Raw genomic sequence first — 18,358 nt, forward strand, 5'->3', positions numbered from 1 at the left:
CGCGATCGCATGGCTGCTTCCGCTTCATCGTGACGTCGAGAGCGCGCCGGGCGCGTCTGCATGGAAGTGGGACTCGTTGGACCTGCCGAAGTTCCAGGCCGATCATTGCCCCGCCGACGGACTGGAACGGCTTCCGCCCGATTCATCCAAGCCGCTGCGCCCCGATATCGTGGGAACTTCGGAATCCGCCCTCGCTTTTGAGAGAACGGAAGTTAGGCGAGGGCGGGCGTGGGCCGTGCCGTTCCACTCGCGAGGAGTGCGTACCGACCGTCTGGCGAACGAATGTTGAATGCTTATGCCCTTGTCGTGGCGAGATGGTGCAGCACGATACCCGATGTCGTCGCGACGTTAAGCGAGTCGAAGGCCGCCGCCATGGCGATCCGCAGGCTGAGTGTCCGTCGGAGAAGGTCAGGGGCAAGGCCGGGGCCCTCCGCGCCCAGCAGCATCGCATTGCGTCGTGTCGGACGCCAGTTCGCCAACAGCGTCGTACCCGCAGGACTGAGCGCGACCGGCGCGAACGCGTGGCGCTCCAGCAAGGCGAGCACATCCTCGCCGCGGCTCAGCCGGGCAGTGGGAACCAGCAGCGAGGCGCCGACCGACACGCGGATCGCCTTCCGGTATAGCGGATCGCAGCAGTCCGCGTCGAGCAGCACGGCCGCCATCCCGAATGCAGCGGCATTGCGGAAGATGCCTCCCATGTTGTCGTGGTTGGCGATGCCGGACAGCACTAAGACGTCGCCATCGCCTTGCACGTTGGAAAGAAGCACGTCCGCGTTCGGCACGTCCAACCGTGATCCGACCGCCAGAATACCGCGATGCATTGCAAACCCGGCGATCGTATCGAGCACCTCTTGTGCAGCCACGAAGACGGGCACGTCCTCCGGCAGCATCATCAGGAGCGATTGAAGCCCATCCAGGCGCTTCGCGGCGATCAGCATTGAAAGCGGGCGGTGCAGCGAACTGCCGACCATTTTCTCGACGACCACCTTGCCTTCGGCGATGAACAGCCCAGCCCGCCCGACGAGATCGCGCTCGCGGATGTCGCGATAGCGCTCGATCCTGGGGTCGTCCGGATCGTGTATCTCGATGAGCATCGGCATAATATCGTGGCTCAGGCGAAGGAGAGAGGGGCGCGCCGTGCCTCGTGGAGGGTGACATCTCGCATCACCCGCGGTCCGATCGACAGCATGCTATCCTCGAACCGGGATCGACGGGTTTATTGCTGCGGCGGCGCTTCCTTCTGTGGCGCAGGTGCTGCGCCTTGCGCACGGTTCATGTTTTCGACCTCGGCACTGGTCTTGAAGTCGAGCAGTTCCACCTGGAAGACGAGATCGGAGTTGGCTGGGATGGGTCCCGATGCCTGCGCCCCATATCCCATCGCGGCGGGGATGCAGAAACGTGCGACGCCGGAGCGCGCCATCGTCTGCAATCCCTGCGAAAAGCCCGGAATGACGCCGTCGACCGGCAAAGGCGATCGCATGCCCTGATCGAATACCGCCCCCGTCGCCGCGAGATAGCCGATGTAGTTCACCAGCACGACATCGCCGGTGCCCGGCTTGGCACCGGTGCCGGCCCTCAGCATCGTCGATCCCAAGCCGGACGGCGCCGTTGTGGAACACAGACGCTGGCCGACGGGCACAACCGGGTTCAGCGGCAATGCGATGATCGTATTGTCCGTCTTGACGGGGGCGGGCGCGACGACACGCGGCTTCTGCCGCCGGGGCGGCGCCGCATCGGCCGGCAGAGGCGCGGCGAGCATCGGCACGATCGCGGCGAGGAAGAGGCGGGATGAGCGGTGCGAAAGGATAGGCATGGCCGGGCTATATGAAAGCCTTGCGGCCCGCGCCACTTCGATTGACGCCACCACGCGCTGTGAAATGCGAAGATCGCCGGCGTGGCGGCTGGCCGGGTCGGCGCAACCTATGTGGATTTATGGCTTAACGTATGCATATGGAGAATATCATCGGTACTAAAATTGTCCACACGATCGCCGGAGTGGGTGACGCAGATGACGGTCTTTGTTGTAGACAGTTGATACAATATCATTTGTAGCATCAGAATGTTGGCTGGATCGAGACCTGAGGACGGCTCGTCGAGCAGCAGGATTGGCGTATCCTTCAGAATGGCCCGCGTCAGGCCGATCCGCTGGCGCTCTCCGCCGGACAGCGCCGTGCCGCCTTCCCCGACCATCGTGTCGTAACCGGCCGGTAAGGCGGCAATGAAATCATGCGTGCCCGATGCGCGTGCCGCCTGCTGAACATCTGCGAACGTGGCGTCGCGGCGGCCCAGTGCGATATTGTCCGTAATCGTGCCGGCGAAGAGGTGCACGTCCTGAAAAACGAAGCTGACGAGAGCGTCAAGATCGTCCTCGCGCAGGTCACGAACATCGACACCGCCGATCTCGATCCGCCCGGCGTCCACGTCCCGAAAGCGTGCCATCAGCGCCAGCATGGTGCTCTTGCCGCAACCGGACGGCCCGACGATCCGCACATATTGTCGTTCCGCGATGGTGAAGGACACATTGCGCAGCACCGGGTGCGCCGGATCGTAGGCGAAGCTCACGTCCACGAAGCGGATGTCGAAACCGTCGCCAAGATGTGGACTTCAGAGCCAAATCGGTTCATCGTCCACCCGATCCACCAGATGCCGGGACTAAACACCTCGTGGGCGAGGACCGCGACAAGCGGACCTTCGTTCAGCCAATAGAGCGGCATAAGAACGCTGCTGGTGACGTGCTCCCCGTTTTCAGGCCGCTGATAACTTAGCTTCGGTGTCCATATGCCCCTGGCGGGGGCGTTTCGTAAACTCGGCGGGTGCCATTCCGCCAAGACTGCTGTGCGGACGCACGGTGTTGTAGTCCGTCCGCCATGCCTCGATGATCCGTCTCGCCGCAGCCAGCGAGGGGAACAGGTGTTCGTTCAGACACTCGTCGCGCAAGCGACCATTGAACGATTCCACAAAGCCATTCTGCTGCGGCTTCCCCGGGGCGATGTAGTGCCACTCGACCCCGGTGTCCTGACACCAGGCGAGGACGGGATGACTGGTCAACTCGGTGCCGTTGTCGCTGACCACCACGCACGGCAGCCCGCGACGCTCGGCGATGGCGCTCAACTTGCGAACAACCCGCCGACCCGACAGCGAGGTATCGACGATGCATCTCAGGCATTCCCGGCTGTAGTCGTCGATGACGTTGAGCATACGGAACCGCCGGCCGCAGGCCAACGAGTCTGACACGAAGTCGAGAGACCAGCGCTGATTGGGTTCCTGCGGGATCGCCATCGGCGCCCGCTTTCCCAGCGCGCGCTTGCGGCCACCACGCTTGCCCACCGTCAGTCGCTCCTCGCGATACAGCCGATACACCTTCTTCAGGTTCATGCCTTTCCCCTCGCGCCTGAGCAGGATCGCCAGCCGCCGTTAGCCGAACCGGCGGCGCTCGTTGGCGATCTCACGCATCGGCTCACGGACAGCATCGTCCTTCCCGCGAAGCGGCTCATATTGCCATGCCGACCGGTTGACCCCGATCAGCCTGCAGACGCGACGCTCGGAGAAGCCGTGGTCGGCCATCAGCTTCTCCACCGCAGCGTAGCGATCTCCAGACCGGGTCAGTTTTTTCCCAGCAAATCCTTCAGCGCCGACACGTCCAGCATCGGCTCCGCCAGCAGCTTCTTCAGCCGGCGGTTCTCGTCCTCGAGCGCCCGCAACCGCGCCGCTTCCGACACGGTCATCCCGCCGTACTTCGCCTTCCAGTTGTAGAACGTCGCGTCACTGATCCCGTGCTTCCGGCACAACTCGGCAGTCTTCACGCCGGCCTCATGCTCGCGCAGCACGCCGATGATCTGATCCTCGGTAAATCGGCCTCGCCGCATCACTCGTCTCCATCTGACGAGCTAACTTACCAATGGCATGAATTCTGGGGAGCACGTCACTGGATGGCCGCTGACGTTGTCAGGCGGCCGCCAAAGAGAGCGGACGTGCGTCCACGCGTTCGAGGTGCCAACATTTTTTCACCGATGGTGGTAACCTCCGTGCGTTTGGGGAAATGCACTCGAATATGCTCAAATTTCTTAAGCATGCACAGCTAACCTGACCCGAGCCGCTGTTTGAGCGCAGACGAGGGCTCAGCTTCTTGAACGGAACCGTGTCTAGGTTTCATCCGGGATAATCTTGCCAGAAATTGTTCTGGCGCTTCGCGCCGCTACATCGTGTACTGCGCAGCGCTGTGGCCTAGGGTTTTTCAGATGATTCACGAAATTACAAGGCGGGAAAGCCTGGCGGGCGCACTGGCCGTCCCGATCGCGCCTTATGCGACCGTCTCGTCGGACGAGGCGGGGCTTGATGCTGCGGGGCGACGTAGCGGTTTGCGTTTCGGGTCGGCGTTGTCGGCGTGGGCGCATGGTGCTTCAATGGACAATCCGGCTTATGCCGCGCTGCTGCAGGTCGATTGCGGGCTGCTCGTTGCCGAAAACGAGATGAAGTGGCAGCATCTTAGGCCTGCGCCGGGGCAGTTCGACTTTGCCGCGTTCGATCGCATCATGGCATGGGCGGCACAGCATCGCATGGCGGTGCGTGGCCATAATCTGCTTTGGCAGCGCCGCAAATGGATGCCGACATGGCTGGAAAGATACGACTTCGGTGCGCGTCCGGCAAAGTCTGCGGGCGAAATCCTCGTCAATCATATCACCACGGTCACGCGGCGTTACGGCAAGCGGATCGCCAGTTACGACGTGGTGAACGAAGCGGTAACGCCCGAAACGGGAGCGCTTGAGGAAACTGCGCTGAGCCACGCGCTTGGAGGCACGGAAGCGACGCTCGACCTCGCCTTTCGGACCGCGCACGAACAGGCGCCGCACGCCGAACTCGTCTATAACGATTACATGAGTTGGGAACCGGGCAACGCGGCGCATCGAGCCGGGGTGCTACGGCTGCTGGAAGGATTTCGGCGCCGCGGGGTGCCGGTTCATGGGCTGGGCGTTCAATCGCATATCGTGACCGCCGGGCTCGATACGGGCGGCAGCGCCCGTTCTTATGAGCGCGATTGGCGGCACTTCCTCGATGCTGTGACCGGCATGGGATATCGGCTGCTCATCACCGAGCTGGACGTGCGCGACAACGGTTTGCCGGCCGACATCGTCGTACGTGATCGCGGCGTGGCGGAGTATGCGCGGCGCTATCTCGACGTCATGTTGTCCTATCCTCAGCTTCGGGACGTGGTCGCCTGGGGATTGTGTGATCGTTTCAGCTGGATCGGCCCGGTCGAGCGGCGTGCCGACAAAGCTGCGCGTCGTCCGTGCCCCTATGACGCCGACTATCGGGCCAAGCCGCTACGCGCGGCGATCGCGCAGGCGCTGGCGGCAGCGCCGCCGCGGCCGGCATAAAAAAGGGAGGCAGCGCCGCGACGCTACCTCCCCCCCCCGGAGCGCTGGATCAGTAATTAGCGCGCAGGATGACCGAGAAGCGGCGGTCGTTGGTGAAATACGATCGTGGCGCCAAATCGTCGGAGCCGCTCTTGTACGCTTGCAGCAGCTTCGTCGTCGTATTGGTCAGGTTCACGCCCTGCACACCCAATTTGACGTAGCGGTTGATGTTGATGAAGGCCGACGCGTCGAGCTGCCCGGTCTGGTCGTTGAAGATCGACGTGTACGGGAAGATTACGTCGGCTGCGGTCAGCAGGAAGCGCGAGCGCCAGTTGTACGCGGCGCGTAGCGAGATCGGCCCCTTTTCGTAAAAGGCCGTCGCGTTGAAGTTATGCTTCGACAATCCCTCGAGCGGCAGGTTCCCCTTCGCGATCGTCGAGCCCGACGACGGGGTGCCGCCGTTCAGGAACGAGTTGGGCAGGCCCGAACTGTCGATGAAGGTATAGTTGCCGTTGAAGCCGAGCCCATTGAGGAAGCCCGGCAGAAAATCGAAGGTCTGCTGGTATGCAACCTCGAAGCCCTTGATCTTGCCCTTGCCGCTGAAGTTGGCGGGACCACGCGCCTGGATGTTCTGCGTGATACCGTTGTTGGTGATCGAGCGGTTGACCAGCGATTGGTAAAAGAAGCCGTCGACCGTCTTGTAGAAGGCGTCGATTGACAATTGCCCGACGCGCGCGAAATACCATTCGACGGTTGCGTCGAACTGCCAGGCGGTGGCGGGTTTCAGGTACGGATTGCCGGCGTTGATCGTGACCGTACCCGACCCAGGCTCCAGCGCGTAGGTCACATAAGGACGAATGTTCGCAAAGTCAGGGCGAGTCAGTACCTTCGACCCCGCAAGGCGGACGATGACGTCGCGGGTCACCCCCAGCTTCAGGTTAGCGCTGGGCAAGAAATAACCATAGCTATTGGTGAAGAACGCCGGCTGGGACGCATAACCGTCGGTCGCGAACGTACGGAGCCGCTCATATTCGGTCGCACCCAGATTGCAGACGCCTCCGGGCTGGGTGACCTGCGTCGTTCCGTCCGGCAGCTGCCGCGATGTGGCCACGCAACGAGTGGCGAAGGGATCGACGACGCCCAGTTCGGTGCGATTGGGTACGGCGGTTTCGGTCCGCGAGTTGACGGTGGTGCGGACATAACGCAGCCCGACGTTGCCGGAGACGCGGATGTCCCCGAACAGCGGTTCGCTGCTGCCGAATTGCAGCATCGCATACGCCGCCGTGTCCATCTGGCGCACGTTGGACACTTCGGAGGGCAGGAACGCCGAACCCGGTATTGCGCCGGCGCGCTGCCCGGCCGCCAGGAAGCGGTTGGTTGCGGTGGCACCATTGGTGTTGCGCCAGATATCGTTCTGTGTCTGGAAGAAGCTCGTGGCGGAATTGTAGCCGTTGATGAGGTCGCCGTTGTAATAATAAGCGCTGGGCGGGGCGTTCGTCTGCCCGCGATAGAAGTTGTCGAAGGAGTAGAGCGACGATTTGCTGGTGTCGCCCTGGTTGAAGGTGACCGGTGCGCCGGACCAGATCTCGCTGATTGCGCCCCAGTTATAGGCGGTGTAGCGCACGTCCTGCGAGCGTTCGGCGTACCGGGCGCCGAACTTGACGCGCTGCAGGAAGTCGCCGTCATCGAACTTGTAGGCGAAGTCGCCCTTGACCTGATATTCCTCACCGACGCTGTGCTCGATGTGGTCCATCGCGGCGCGCCAGAACTGGAAGTCCCGGCCTCCGAAATACTGGCTGTCGGTGGCTACCGCCATCGCCGGGTTCGGCGTCGCCCAGTTCGCGGCCAGCGTCAGCGGCTTGTGCGGGATGACGACCGGCAGGTTGCCGGTCAGGTCGAGCTCGGTGTCCGCGAAGGTCGACCCGAACACGCTGAGATCGGTGACGTCGTGCTTGGCATAGGTGTAATCGACGTCGAGGCCGATCGACCAGTGATCGTCCGGGTTGATCTTCAGGTTGAAGCCGGCGTCCTTCACCAGATTCTCGTCATAGACCTGCCGCCGCGACAGCGATTGCTGTGCGCCGCCCGACGGGACCGTCGTCGTCGCCGAACCGCTCGACGCGGTGCGCCAGCCCGCACCAGGCAGCGTGATGAACCCGCTCTGGAACAGCCCGTTGCTGTCGTAGACGTAATTGGGATAGGCCCCGCCGGCCGGATTGTAGGCGTTGCCGCGCTGGTTGTCGCCGAAGGCGAACTGGCCCGACCCGTTCAGCTGGCATTCCGCCCGCGTGGTGGTGTTGCCCGCGCCGTTGAGCGGGCCGTTGCCGTTCTGTTGGCAGCCGGCCGGGTAGGTGCTGTATTCCGACAGGTCAGGCGCGGTTTCGAACGTGTGTTCGCCCCACGCATTGCTGGAATGCGTGCGCAGGAACTGCGCCGTGAAGGTCGTGCGCTCGTCCGTGCTCTGCCATTGTACCGCCAGCGCCTGGCCATCACGCTTGCGGTTGTAGTCCTGGCTGCGGAACTGGCCGCCGATCGGGGCATAAGCGACACCGGTCGGATCCGCGAACCCGTCCGCGCCGGGCACGCCGGCGCTGCCGCAAACGTTGGCGGGATTGGGGAAGGAGGCGTCGCCGACGCCGGTGATGGTGCCGGGTAGCAGGGAGTTCGCATCGGTGCTGCCGGGCAACTGGTTACGGCAGGTGACGGTGGTGTTGGTGCCGGTGCCGGTCGCCGCCTGGACGCCGTCGCGGGTCTGGAAATTGGTGACCTGGATGCCGTCGGCGCGGCTCTTGAGCTGCGAATAGGAGGCGTTGGCGAGGATGCCGAAGCGCCCGATCGGCGTTTCCCATGTATCGGACACGAGCAGCGAGCCGGTCGGCGCCCACTTCTTTGCGAAGTCGCCGTAATTCGCCTCGACACCGCCGCCGATGTGAAAGCCCTTGTTGTCGAACGGCTTGCGCGTGTTGAGATTGACGGTGCCGGCCAGTCCCCCTTCGACCAGGTCGGCGGTGGCGTTCTTGTACACCTCGACCGAGCCGAGCAATTCGGACGGTACGTCGGCAAAGTTGATCGCCTGCCCGCCGATGCCGGCCGAGAAGGTGTCGCGACCGTTGAATTCGGATCGTACGAAGTTCAGGCCGCGTACGTTGACGCCCGACCCCTCGACCGAGAAGTGATCCGGGTCGTTGTTGCCGGCGAAGCGGTTGATCGACACGCCCGGCACGCGTTGCAGCGCCTCGGTGACGGATCGGTCGGGAAGCGCGCCGATATCCTGTGCGGTAATCGCGTCGACGACGGTGTCGGAGTTGCGCTTGATCGTCTGCGCATTGGCGAGGCTCTGCCGGATGCCGGTCACCACAACATCGTCGGAGCCGCCGGCAGCACTGGCGGGGGCGTCGCCGCTCTGCTGCGCGGCCGGATCGGCACCGGGCGTGTTGACGGAGGAGGCGGCGCCCGCGGTGTTCTGCCCCGAAGCGGCGCCGGTCTGCGCATAGGCGGGCATGCTCAGCGCGGACACGCACATCGCGGTGGCGGAAACACCAGCGAGAATGGCCTTGTTGCGAATCCGGGTATGCACCCCACGCGCCACCGGCATCTCGTCAATCATCATGACATCCCCCCTGAATTCAACCTGTAACGATGTCTCATCGCTGATCGCGCGGCATCTTCCATTTCTGGGTACGACCGTCGCGGACCTGACGCAAGATGGTTTGTTTGCGCTACCACAAACTTTTACCGGTTACGGGAATGACGCTTCCCGGCGGCCGGAACTGCGGTATTACGAGCGTCGTCGGAGCACGTACGAGCGTGTCGGCACGGGGGTGGAGCGGATGGAGAAAGCAGCGCGACAGCGCGTGGTGGTCGTCGGTGGGGGCACGTCCGGCTGGATGACCGCGGCCGCGCTCGCCAAGCTGCTGCCGACGCGCTGCTCGGTCGAACTGGTCGAATCGGAAGCCATCGGGATCATCGGTGTCGGCGAGGCGACGCTGCCGCACATCCGCGCCTTCAACGACCGGCTGGGTATCGTCGAGGCCGAATTCATGGCGGCGACTCGCGCCACCTTCAAACTGGGCATTGAGTTCCGCGACTGGGGTCGGATCGGCGACAGCTACATCCACCCTTTCGGCACTTTCGGTCGCGGCAGCGGTGAGGTGCAATTCCACCATTATTACATGCGTATGCTGCATGCCGGTGCATCGTTGCCGCCTATCGAAGCCTTTTCGATGGCCTGCGCGCTGGCCCGGGCGAACCGCTTCGGCACGCCGTCGCGTAATGCGCAGCAGATCGCCTCCACCTTCGGCTACGCCTATCAGTTCGATGCGGTCGCCTTCGCGCCGTACCTGCGCCTGTTCGCCGAGCGACTGGGCGCGCGCCGCACCGAGGGGCGGATCGTCGCAGCGGAACGCGATCTGGAGAGCCGCGACGTAACCGCGATCCTGCTGGACGACGGACGGCGCGTGGAGGGCGACCTGTTCATCGATTGCTCGGGGTTCGCGGCGCTGCTGATCGGCAAGGAGCTGGACGAGCCATTCGAGGATTGGTCGCGCTGGCTGCCGGCCGATCGCGCCGTGGCGATGCCTTGCCGGACCGCGACGTCGGTCACGCCGTTCACCAGCGCGGTGGCGATGCCGTCGGGGTGGCGCTGGCGCATCCCGCTCCAGCATCGCACCGGAAACGGTTACGTCTTCGCCAGCGATTTCCTTTCGGAAACCGCCGCCGCCGATGCGCTGACCGCCGCTGTCGAGGGGACGCCGCTGGTCGCGCCGCGCACCTTGCGATTCAAGGCCGGGCGGCGCACCCGCAGCTGGGTGGGAAACGTCGTCGCGATCGGCCTCGCTTCCGGCTTTCTGGAACCCCTCGAATCGACCAGCCTCTATCTGGTGCAGCAGGCCATCACAGCGCTGGTCGAACTTTTTCCGGAGCGCGCGATCGCGTCCATCGATCGGGACGAGTTCAATGGCCTCGTCAACATGGAATACGACCGCGTCCGCGACTTCCTGATCCTGCATTATCACGCGACCGAGCGCGATGATTCGCCGTTCTGGCACTACGTCCGGACCATGCCGATCCCCGACAGCCTGGCCGAGAAGATGGAGCTGTTCCGCCGTCGCGGGCGCGTGGTGAAGTATCGCGAAGGCGCGTTCCTCGATGCGAGCTGGGTATCGGTCTATCTCGGGCAGCGCGTCCTGCCCCTTGGTGCGGATCCGCGCGCGGAGGGGCCGTCGCTCGACAGCCTCGTCGCCGGGCTGGAGCGGCTGCGCGGCGAGATCGCCGGCGCGGTCGGGGCGATGCCCGATCACGCCGCATTCCTCGCGGATTATTGTCCGATGCCGGCGGCGGCGTGACCACACCGGACGCCCCGATCCGCCGCGTCGCGATCGTCGGCGGCGGGATCGTCGGCTGGTCAGCGGCCGCGGCGCTGCGCCGGCGCGTGCCGGGGCTGGCCGTCGCCATCGTCGCAACGCCCCCCGCGGCGGATGCGCTGGCCGACCGAATGACGCACACCTTGCCGTCGACGATTGGTTTCCACGACGATCTGGGCCTGCGCGAGGAGGATGCAGTGCTGCGCGCCGGCGGCGGGTGGCGGCTGGGCACGCTGTTCGATGACTGGGCGGGGGACCTGCCGTCCTATGTCCATACCTATGGTCCGTGCGGGCAGCCGTTCGGCACCGCCTCCTTCCACCATCACTGGGTGCGCGCCGCGCGCGCCGGCACCGCCGCGCCGTTCGACGCGCATGCTCCGGCGGCGGCGCTGGCGCGCGCCGGACGCATGCCGGTGCCGTCTGCGGCGATCTTCGCGGGTACGCAGCCCGCGCTGGTGCTGGACGTGGCGAGGTATCGCGCGATGCTGGAGGCGTTCGCGCGGCATTTAGGTGTCGAGGTGATCGACGGCGCGATCGCCACGGTGCGGCTGCGCGCGGCGGACGGATTCGTCGAACGATTGTCGCTGGCCGACGGCCGCACGGTGGAGGCCGATCTGTTCGTCGACGCCAGCGGCCCGAGTGCGGTGGTTCGTGGCGCGATCGACGGCGAGCGCGAGGACTGGAGCCGGTGGTTTCGCTGCGACCGGCTGATGACCGCGGAGGGTGCGGCCGAACCGCTATCGCCGCTGGACCGCGTCACCGCCTTGCCGGTCGGATGGCGGTGGCGCAGCGCGGCGGCCGGGCGGACGCTGCACGGGCTGTGTTATGCCGGCGACCTGTTGTCGGATGACGAGGCTTGCCGCGAACTGGCCGTGGCCGGCGGCACGGCGGCGAGCGCCGCGATCTCGTTCCGGCAAGGGACGCGGCGGGCGCCATGGGCGCGCAACTGCGTTGCGATCGGTGATGCCGCGACGGTCATCGAGCCGCTGGACTTCACCAACCTGCATCTGGCGCAGAGCGCGATCGACCGGATCGTGTCGATGCTGCCGGGGCGGTCCTGCCACCCGCTCGAAGTGGCCGATTACAACCGTCAGGCGCAGGCCGAGGTTGAGCGGGTCCGGGACTTCGTGCTCTGTCATTATGCCACCGCGCGGCGGGCCGGGCCGTTCTGGCAGCCACCGGATGGGCTGCCCGACGGTCTGTCGCGGACGCTGGCGCTGTTCGCAGAGCGTGGGCGCCTGCCATTCTTCGAGGAGGAGACGTTCGCGCGCGACGACTGGCTGGCGGTGTTGCTGGGGCAGGGCGTGCTGCCGCGCCGCGTCGATCCGCTGATCGATACGACTGCGGCTGGCGACAGCGATCGTGCGATGGCGGCGTACCGGGCGGCGATCGTGCAGGCGGTGCTGCAATGTCCCAAGATGGACGATTATCACAACCTGCAGCGGGAACGGCTGATCCAATGAACGAGCATACGATCCGGAGCGTCGTCATCCTTGGCGGCGGGACCGCAGGCTGGATGGCGGCCGCGGCGCTGTCGCGGTTCCTGAACAACGGCGTCGCGCGCGTGACGCTGATCGAATCCGAGGACATCGGCACGGTCGGAGTGGGAGAGGCGACGATCCCGCCCTTGCGCACCTTCAACCAGATGCTGGGGATCGACGAACACGATTTCATCCGCGAAACCGGCGGAACGTACAAGCTGGGCATCGAATTCGTCAACTGGGGCGATGTCGGCGAGCGGTACTTTCACCCGTTCGGCGCACATGGGCACGATCTGGGCGGGGTGCATTTCCATCAGTTGTACCTGCGCGAGCGGCAGCGGCGCGTGCTGCCAGACATCTCCGCGTGGTCGATGAGCGCGGTCGCGGCGCAGGCCGGCCGGTTCGCGCCGCCCGCCCCGCATGCGCAGTCGGCGGTGAAGGACCTGTTCTACGCCTATCATTTCGACGCTGCGCGCTACGCCGGCTTCCTGCGTCGCTTTGCCGAGCGCGGCGGCGTCCAGCGCGTCGAGGGCGAGGTCGTCGCCGTCGCGCAGCGTCCAGAGGACGGCCACGTCACCGCGTTGAAGCTCGACGACGGCCGGATCGTCGGCGGTGACCTGTTCATCGATTGCTCGGGTTTTCGCGGCGTGCTCATCGAAGAGGCGCTGGAGACCGGCTACGAGGACTGGCGTCACTGGCTGCCGTGCGACCGTGCCGTCGCCGTGCCGAGTGTCAATCCCGGCGATCCCGACCCGTTCACGCGCGCCACGGCGCGCGGGGCGGGGTGGCAATGGCGAATCCCATTGCAGGAGCGGATGGGCAACGGCCTCGTTTATTGCAGCGAGTTCCAGCAGCAGGGCGCGGCGGAGCGCGAGTTGCTCGCGAACCTGGAGGGCGCACCGCTCGCCGATCCGCGCCACCTGGCCTTCACCACCGGGCGCCGGAAGCTGGCATGGAACCGTAACGTCGTCGCGCTCGGACTGGCATCGGGGTTCATCGAGCCGCTGGAGTCGACGTCGATTCACCTCGTCCAGTCGGGGATCGCCCGGTTGATAGCGCTGTTTCCGGATCGCCGCTTCGACCCTGTGGAGCGCGACGAATATAATGCGCAGATGCACGAGCTTTACGCCGACGTGCGCGATTTCGTGATCCTTCACTACAAGGCCACGCGGCGCACCGACACGCCGTTTTGGGACCGTTGCCGCACGATGGCCATCCCCGACAGTCTGTCACGCAAGATCGACCTGTTCCGCGGCAAGGGGCGCCTGTTCCGCGAGGGCCGCGAGCTGTTCGCGACGACCAGCTGGGTCAGCGTGTGCATAGGGCAGCATATCGTCCCGGAGGACTACGAGCCGGCCGTCGATGCGCTGGACGAGGAGAAAGTAGCGGCCGCGCTCGAACAGATGCGGCGCGACTATCTTGACGTTGCCGCGCAACTGCCCCTGCACGGCGCCTTCCTGCGCCATGTCGCCGGCGCGCCAGCCGTGGCGACACCCGCGCCACCAGCGACCCCCGCGCCGACCTTCTCGTTCGCCTCGGAAAAGCCGTTCGATTTTTCGGCGGACCCACTGTGAGGGCGGACGCGCTTCGCCGGGTCGTGATCGTCGGCGGCGGCACCGCCGGGTGGATGGCGGCGGCGGCGATCGCTCGCGTGCTGGGCGAGATACCGGGGCTGACGATCGAGCTGGTCGAGTCAGAGGCGATCGGCACGGTGGGCGTCGGCGAGGCGACGATCCCGCAGATCGTGCTGTTCAACAAGATGCTCGGCATCGACGAGGCCGAGTTCATGCGCGAGACCCGCGCGACCTACAAGCTGGGGATCGAGTTCGTCGACTGGCTCCACCCCGGGCACCGCTACGTCCATCCGTTCGGTTCCTATGGGCTGGACATGAAGGGGATCGAGTTCCACCACTTCTGGCTGAAAGGGCGGGCGCTTGGCGACGCCACGCCGCTCGATGCCTATTCGCTGGCGATCGTCGCCGGCGTGCAGGGGCGCTTCGCGCATCCCCGCCCGGATCAGCCCGGCTCGCCGCTGTCGAAGCTGGGCTACGCCTTCCAGTTCGATGCGGGGCTTTACGCGCGTTTCCTGCGACGGCTGGCGGAGGCGAACGGGGTCCGGCGTACCGAGGGGCGGATCGTCACGGCCGAGCGCGACGCCGAGAACGGCCATGTCGCCGCCGTGGTGCTCGACAGCGGCACGCGGATCGCGGGCGACCTGTTCATCGACTGCTCGGGCTTTCGCGCGCTGCTGATCGAGGGGGAGATGCAAGCCGGATTCGAAGACTGGAGCGACTGGCTGCCGTGCGACCGCGCGGTGGCGGTGCCCTGTGCGAACGGCGGTGACCGGCAGCCGTTGACCCGCTCCACGGCGCGTGCGGCGGGCTGGCAATGGCGGATCCCGCTCCAGCATCGCATCGGCAATGGTTATGTCTATGCCTCGGCGCACCTGTCCGACGACGAAGCCGCCGCCACGCTGCTCGCTAATCTCGATGGCACGCCGCTCGGCAATCCGCGCTTCCTGCGCTTCGTCGCCGGGCATCGTCGCCGCGCGTGGGTAGGTAACGTCGTCGCGCTGGGGCTGGCGGGCGGCTTTCTCGAACCGCTGGAGTCGACCAGCATCCACCTCGTCCAGACGGCGATTGCGCGGTTGCTCACCTATTGGCCGACACGACGGTTCGACCAGCGCGAAATCGATCGCTTTAACGCCGCGCATGTCGCCGACTATCTCGATATCCGCGATTTCCTGGTGCTCCACTACAAGGCGACGCAACGCCGCGACACTGCGTTCTGGGATTATTGTCGCACGCTCGCGCCGCCGCCGGGACTGGCCGACAAGCTGGCGATCTTCGCCGCGAATGGCCGTGTGTTTCGCGACGGGGAGGAATTGTTCACGGAGACGAGCTGGCTGTCGGTGATGGTCGGGCAGGGGGCCGTGGCGAGCGGCTATCACCCGGCCGCCGACCTGCTGTCGGATGCCGACACGCTGGCGCGGCTCGCGCACATCCGTCACGTGGTCGCGGAAACCGCGGCGCTGCTCCCTGCGCAGGACGATGTGCTGCGCCGGATCGGATGTCACCTACAGGACGCTGCGGCATGATCCCTGCGCCGTTGCCCGAGATCGAGCACGTCGATCGGCGTACCTTCGAAGGGGAAATCCGCCACGCCGCGCGCCCGGTGGTGCTACGTGGCATTGCGCGCGACTGGCCGGCGGTGGCGGCGGCGCGCCGGTCGGCAGAAGAGTGCGTCGCCTATCTCAAGCGGTTCAGCCGCCCTGACGCGGTGCCGGCGATCCTTGGCGAGCCATCGATCGGTGGGCGGTTCTTCTACGGGCCCGATCTAAGCGGGATGAACTTCGTGCGCGGGCAGACGCCGCTCGACCCGTTTCTCGAGCGGCTGCTGCGCGACCGCGACCATGCGCAGCCTTATGCAATGGCGATCCAGTCGGTGCCGCTGCCCGAGTTGTTGCCGGGGTTTGCCGCCGAGAACGCCATCGCGCTGGTGTCGGGCGACGTCGTGCCGCGCATGTGGCTGGGCAATTCGATCCGGGTCGCGACGCACTACGACCTGATGGAGAATATCGGGATCGTGGTGATGGGGCGGCGGCGCTTCACCTTGTTTCCGCCCGAGCAGGTGGCGAATCTTTACATGGGACCGCTGGAGCTGACCCCCGCCGGGACGCCAGTCAGCCTGGTCGATCCCGACGATCCAGATCTCGCGCGGTACCCGCGCTTCGCCGAGGCCGCGCGCTTCGCGCAGGCGGCGACGCTGGAGCCGGGCGACGGCATCTATATCCCGTTTCACTGGTGGCACGCGGTCAACTCGCTCGACCCGGTCAATGCCTTGGTCAATTACTGGTGGAACCCTGCACCCGCCGGGCTGGGCAATCCCTATGATGCCTTGCTGCACGCGCTGATGACGATCGCGCCGCTTCCCGTCGACCAGCGCGACGCCTATCGTGCCGTCTTCGAGCACTTGGTGTTCCGCGGCAACGGCGATCCGTCGGCGCATCTTCCGGACGCGGCGAAGGGGGTGTTGGGACTGATCGACGCGGCGACCGCGGCGCGCATCCGCGAGACGCTGCGGGATAGTCTCTCGCGGTCCTAAGTGCGTCCGCCAAGCAACCGGATCAGGAAGCCGCGTAGTCGCTCGGTCCGCGCGGGGCTGGCCGGGCCGAGGATGCCGCGTGCCGCTTCCGGCAGATGCGCGCCGGCCTGTGCGGCGTCGGCATCGAAGACATAATGGTCGAACCATGTGCGCCACGCCGCGCGCGGCGCCGGTGGCAGGTCACGGATCGCCATCAGCGCATGGACCAGCGCGCCAAAAGGGGACGCCGTTTCCTCATGCGTCCACCAGTAGTTTACCAGCACGTTCAGCCGGTCGAGCGCGGCGACATGGTGCCACCAGATTGCCGGGATGAAGATCGCGTCTCCTGCCTCCAGTTCCGCAACCTGCGCATCGGCAAGCGCAGCGGCGAAGCGCGGGTATCGCGCGAGATCGGGCGCATCGGGATCGACCATGCTCGACGGCGGTCCGGCCAGCGTGTTGTCCAGCGGGCCGATATAGAGGTTGGCGATCTGGTTGGGAGGGAATAGCGTGAAGCGGCGGCGTCCGTGTACGACGCAGGCGATGTTGTTCGACTGGTCGTAATGCGTTGCGACGCGGGTCGCATTGCCGATCCACAGCCGCGCGGGGGCCTTGCCGGTTGGCAGGCCCAGCGCGTTGCTGGCCTCCCAGCCGGGCAGATGGTCGGGCGCGGTCGCGGCATTGGCGTAGAGTGCGTGTGGCGCGGCCGCTTCGTCCTCGGCATAACGAAGCAACTGCCCGAGCAGTTGACCCAGCGCGACCTTTTGTCGGTGGAAGTTGAAGCCGGTGAGATCGTCATTGTAGAAGAAACGGCCGCGGATCTCCGGCGCGCCGATCATCACGTCGAGGGGCTGCCCGCCCCCGAAGCCGGACAGGTAGCCGGCGATCGCACGGTCGCCGTCGCGGCCGGCGCGCACCGCCGCCCAGTCGCGCACCTGCCCGCGCAGGACGACCGGCACATAGCCGCTCGCAACTTCTTCGGCGAAGGTGGCAGGATCGACCGCCGCGCGTTCCGCGACGCGGCCGGGGCGGGACAGCGCGGTCACCGTTCACCTGCCTCGGGTATCAGCGCGGCGCGGATCGGTTCGACCCACCGGTCACGATCGATGTCGTAGACGATGAAGTCGCTGTCGAATTGCCAGTAAGCCCAGGGAAAGCCGTGCGCTTCCGCCTCGCGCCGCACCGTAGCGGTGTAGCCCGCGCGGGCGGCGACCGGGGTGCCGCTTTTCTCATACGCGCCGAATTCGCCCATCAGCACCGGACGGTCATTCGCCTTCGACCAGGCGGCGACCTTGTCGTAGTCGCTGCGGATGCGCGCCTCGTCGGCGACGGTGAAGGGGAAGTTCTTCAAAGCGGCCGCCTCGCCGGCCCATGACGCGCCCTGATGCGTGAAGCGGAACGGTTCGTAGGAGTGGAAGGTGACAAGAATGTTCCGGTCGTTCTTCGGCAGTTGCAGCGTCGGTAGCTCTTCCAGATTGTTCCAGCGCGTCGGGCCGATCACCAGAGTCCGCCGCGGGTTGGTGGCGCGAACTATCGGGATCAGTCGGGCGAGCATCGCGTTCCAGCGGGCAGCGTCGAGTGGCCCATGCGGTTCGTTCAGCAGCTCGAACAGCAGAGTGTCCGGGGCCTCGCGGTAGCGGTCGCCGATCTGACTCCAGAAGGCCAGCAGCTTCGGCTCGCAGGCGTCGGGCGCCTTGGAGCAGACGTCGAAATCATGTTCGTCGAGGATTACGCTCAGTCCGGCCTTCGACGCTTCGCTGACGACCCAGTCGAGCGTTGCTAGCCACTTGGGATCGAGCCGGTTCTCCGCATTCATGTGCCGGAACGATTGCAGCACGACTCGAACGAAATCGAAGCCGCCTTGCCGGATGATCTTGAAGTGGCGAGATTGGAAACGTGCCTTGGATCGATCTTGCCAGATTGGGTCGTAGCCGATGATGTTGACGCCCCGTTTCAGCCGTAAGGCGCTGACCCACGCCGGACCGACCTTGGCGGCGGCAGGCTTATCCGCTGGGAGGGCGAGGGACGCGGCGGCGCTTAGCAGGAGAAAACCTAGGGGCATCAAGCCGATCCTTCA

At 65.7% G+C, this 18,358-nt stretch carries 12 protein-coding genes and 1 pseudogene; 6 read left to right on the plus strand and 7 right to left on the minus strand.

The genetic code is table 11. The features are described from left to right. Positions 1-293: 293 nt before the first annotated feature. From SPHPHY_RS0107450 to SPHPHY_RS19690, 4 genes and pseudogenes are all read right to left on the minus strand, one after another. Positions 294-1,094 carry a TrmH family RNA methyltransferase gene (locus SPHPHY_RS0107450; protein ID WP_231370380.1) on the minus strand — a complete coding sequence of 267 codons (801 nt, stop codon included), beginning with the start codon at positions 1,092-1,094 and terminating at the stop codon, positions 294-296. Positions 1,095-1,216: 122 nt separating this feature from the next. Beyond that, complete coding sequence (locus tag SPHPHY_RS20935; RefSeq protein WP_231370381.1) at positions 1,217-1,864, minus strand: FKBP-type peptidyl-prolyl cis-trans isomerase; 648 nt, start codon at positions 1,862-1,864, stop codon at positions 1,217-1,219. A 56-nt stretch (positions 1,865-1,920) separates the two neighbouring features. After that, positions 1,921-2,562: an ATP-binding cassette domain-containing protein gene (locus SPHPHY_RS0107460; RefSeq protein ID WP_196802142.1), complete on the minus strand. Its 642-nt coding sequence runs from the start codon at positions 2,560-2,562 to the stop codon at positions 1,921-1,923. A gap of 183 nt (positions 2,563-2,745) precedes the next feature. After that, positions 2,746-3,866 (minus strand): annotated as a pseudogene (locus SPHPHY_RS19690) (IS3 family transposase). A gap of 372 nt (positions 3,867-4,238) precedes the next feature. On the opposite strand from SPHPHY_RS19690, the gene SPHPHY_RS0107475 reads away from it, so the two are divergent. Then, positions 4,239-5,375, plus strand: coding sequence for an endo-1,4-beta-xylanase (locus SPHPHY_RS0107475; protein ID WP_022686062.1), 1,137 nt, complete (start codon positions 4,239-4,241; stop codon positions 5,373-5,375). A 49-nt stretch (positions 5,376-5,424) separates the two neighbouring features. Here SPHPHY_RS0107475 and SPHPHY_RS0107480 read toward each other — a convergent pair whose 3' ends face one another. Further along, positions 5,425-8,964, minus strand: a complete 3,540-nt coding sequence (locus tag SPHPHY_RS0107480; protein WP_022686063.1) for a TonB-dependent receptor — start codon at positions 8,962-8,964, stop codon at positions 5,425-5,427. A gap of 220 nt (positions 8,965-9,184) precedes the next feature. On the opposite strand from SPHPHY_RS0107480, the gene SPHPHY_RS0107485 reads away from it, so the two are divergent. The 5 genes from SPHPHY_RS0107485 to SPHPHY_RS0107505 are packed head-to-tail and all read left to right on the plus strand — an operon-like array spanning position 9,185 to position 16,302. Then, positions 9,185-10,699, plus strand: coding sequence for a tryptophan halogenase family protein (locus SPHPHY_RS0107485; protein ID WP_043129975.1), 1,515 nt, complete (start codon positions 9,185-9,187; stop codon positions 10,697-10,699). Further along, on the plus strand, positions 10,696-12,180 hold the full coding sequence (locus SPHPHY_RS19695) for a tryptophan halogenase family protein (RefSeq protein WP_196802143.1): 1,485 nt from the start codon (positions 10,696-10,698) through the stop codon (positions 12,178-12,180). The genes SPHPHY_RS0107485 and SPHPHY_RS19695 overlap by 4 nt, the downstream gene beginning before the upstream one ends. Continuing rightward, positions 12,177-13,772: a tryptophan halogenase family protein gene (locus tag SPHPHY_RS0107495; RefSeq protein ID WP_022686066.1), complete on the plus strand. Its 1,596-nt coding sequence runs from the start codon at positions 12,177-12,179 to the stop codon at positions 13,770-13,772. Before SPHPHY_RS19695 ends, SPHPHY_RS0107495 begins: the two co-directional genes overlap by 4 nt. Further along, positions 13,769-15,295 (plus strand): tryptophan halogenase family protein, encoded by a 1,527-nt coding sequence (locus SPHPHY_RS0107500; protein ID WP_022686067.1) that lies wholly within the window; start codon positions 13,769-13,771, stop codon positions 15,293-15,295. Before SPHPHY_RS0107495 ends, SPHPHY_RS0107500 begins: the two co-directional genes overlap by 4 nt. Then, a complete protein-coding gene (locus tag SPHPHY_RS0107505) occupies positions 15,292-16,302 on the plus strand; it encodes a cupin-like domain-containing protein (protein WP_022686068.1) in 1,011 nt (336 codons plus the stop codon). Before SPHPHY_RS0107500 ends, SPHPHY_RS0107505 begins: the two co-directional genes overlap by 4 nt. On the opposite strand, the gene SPHPHY_RS0107510 is transcribed toward SPHPHY_RS0107505, so the two are convergent. Together SPHPHY_RS0107510 and SPHPHY_RS0107515 are read right to left on the minus strand one after the other, a co-directional pair. Continuing rightward, entirely contained in the window at positions 16,299-17,327 is a 1,029-nt protein-coding gene (locus SPHPHY_RS0107510; protein WP_022686069.1) for a cupin-like domain-containing protein, read from the minus strand. The genes SPHPHY_RS0107505 and SPHPHY_RS0107510 overlap by 4 nt on opposite strands. Continuing rightward, positions 17,324-18,343 carry a glycoside hydrolase family 5 protein gene (locus SPHPHY_RS0107515; RefSeq protein ID WP_022686070.1) on the minus strand — a complete coding sequence of 340 codons (1,020 nt, stop codon included), beginning with the start codon at positions 18,341-18,343 and terminating at the stop codon, positions 17,324-17,326. The genes SPHPHY_RS0107510 and SPHPHY_RS0107515 overlap by 4 nt, the downstream gene beginning before the upstream one ends. Positions 18,344-18,358 lie beyond the last annotated feature (15 nt).

It is taken from the genome of Sphingomonas phyllosphaerae 5.2, assembly GCF_000419605.1.
Classification (GTDB): Bacteria; Pseudomonadota; Alphaproteobacteria; order Sphingomonadales; family Sphingomonadaceae; genus Sphingomonas; species Sphingomonas phyllosphaerae_B.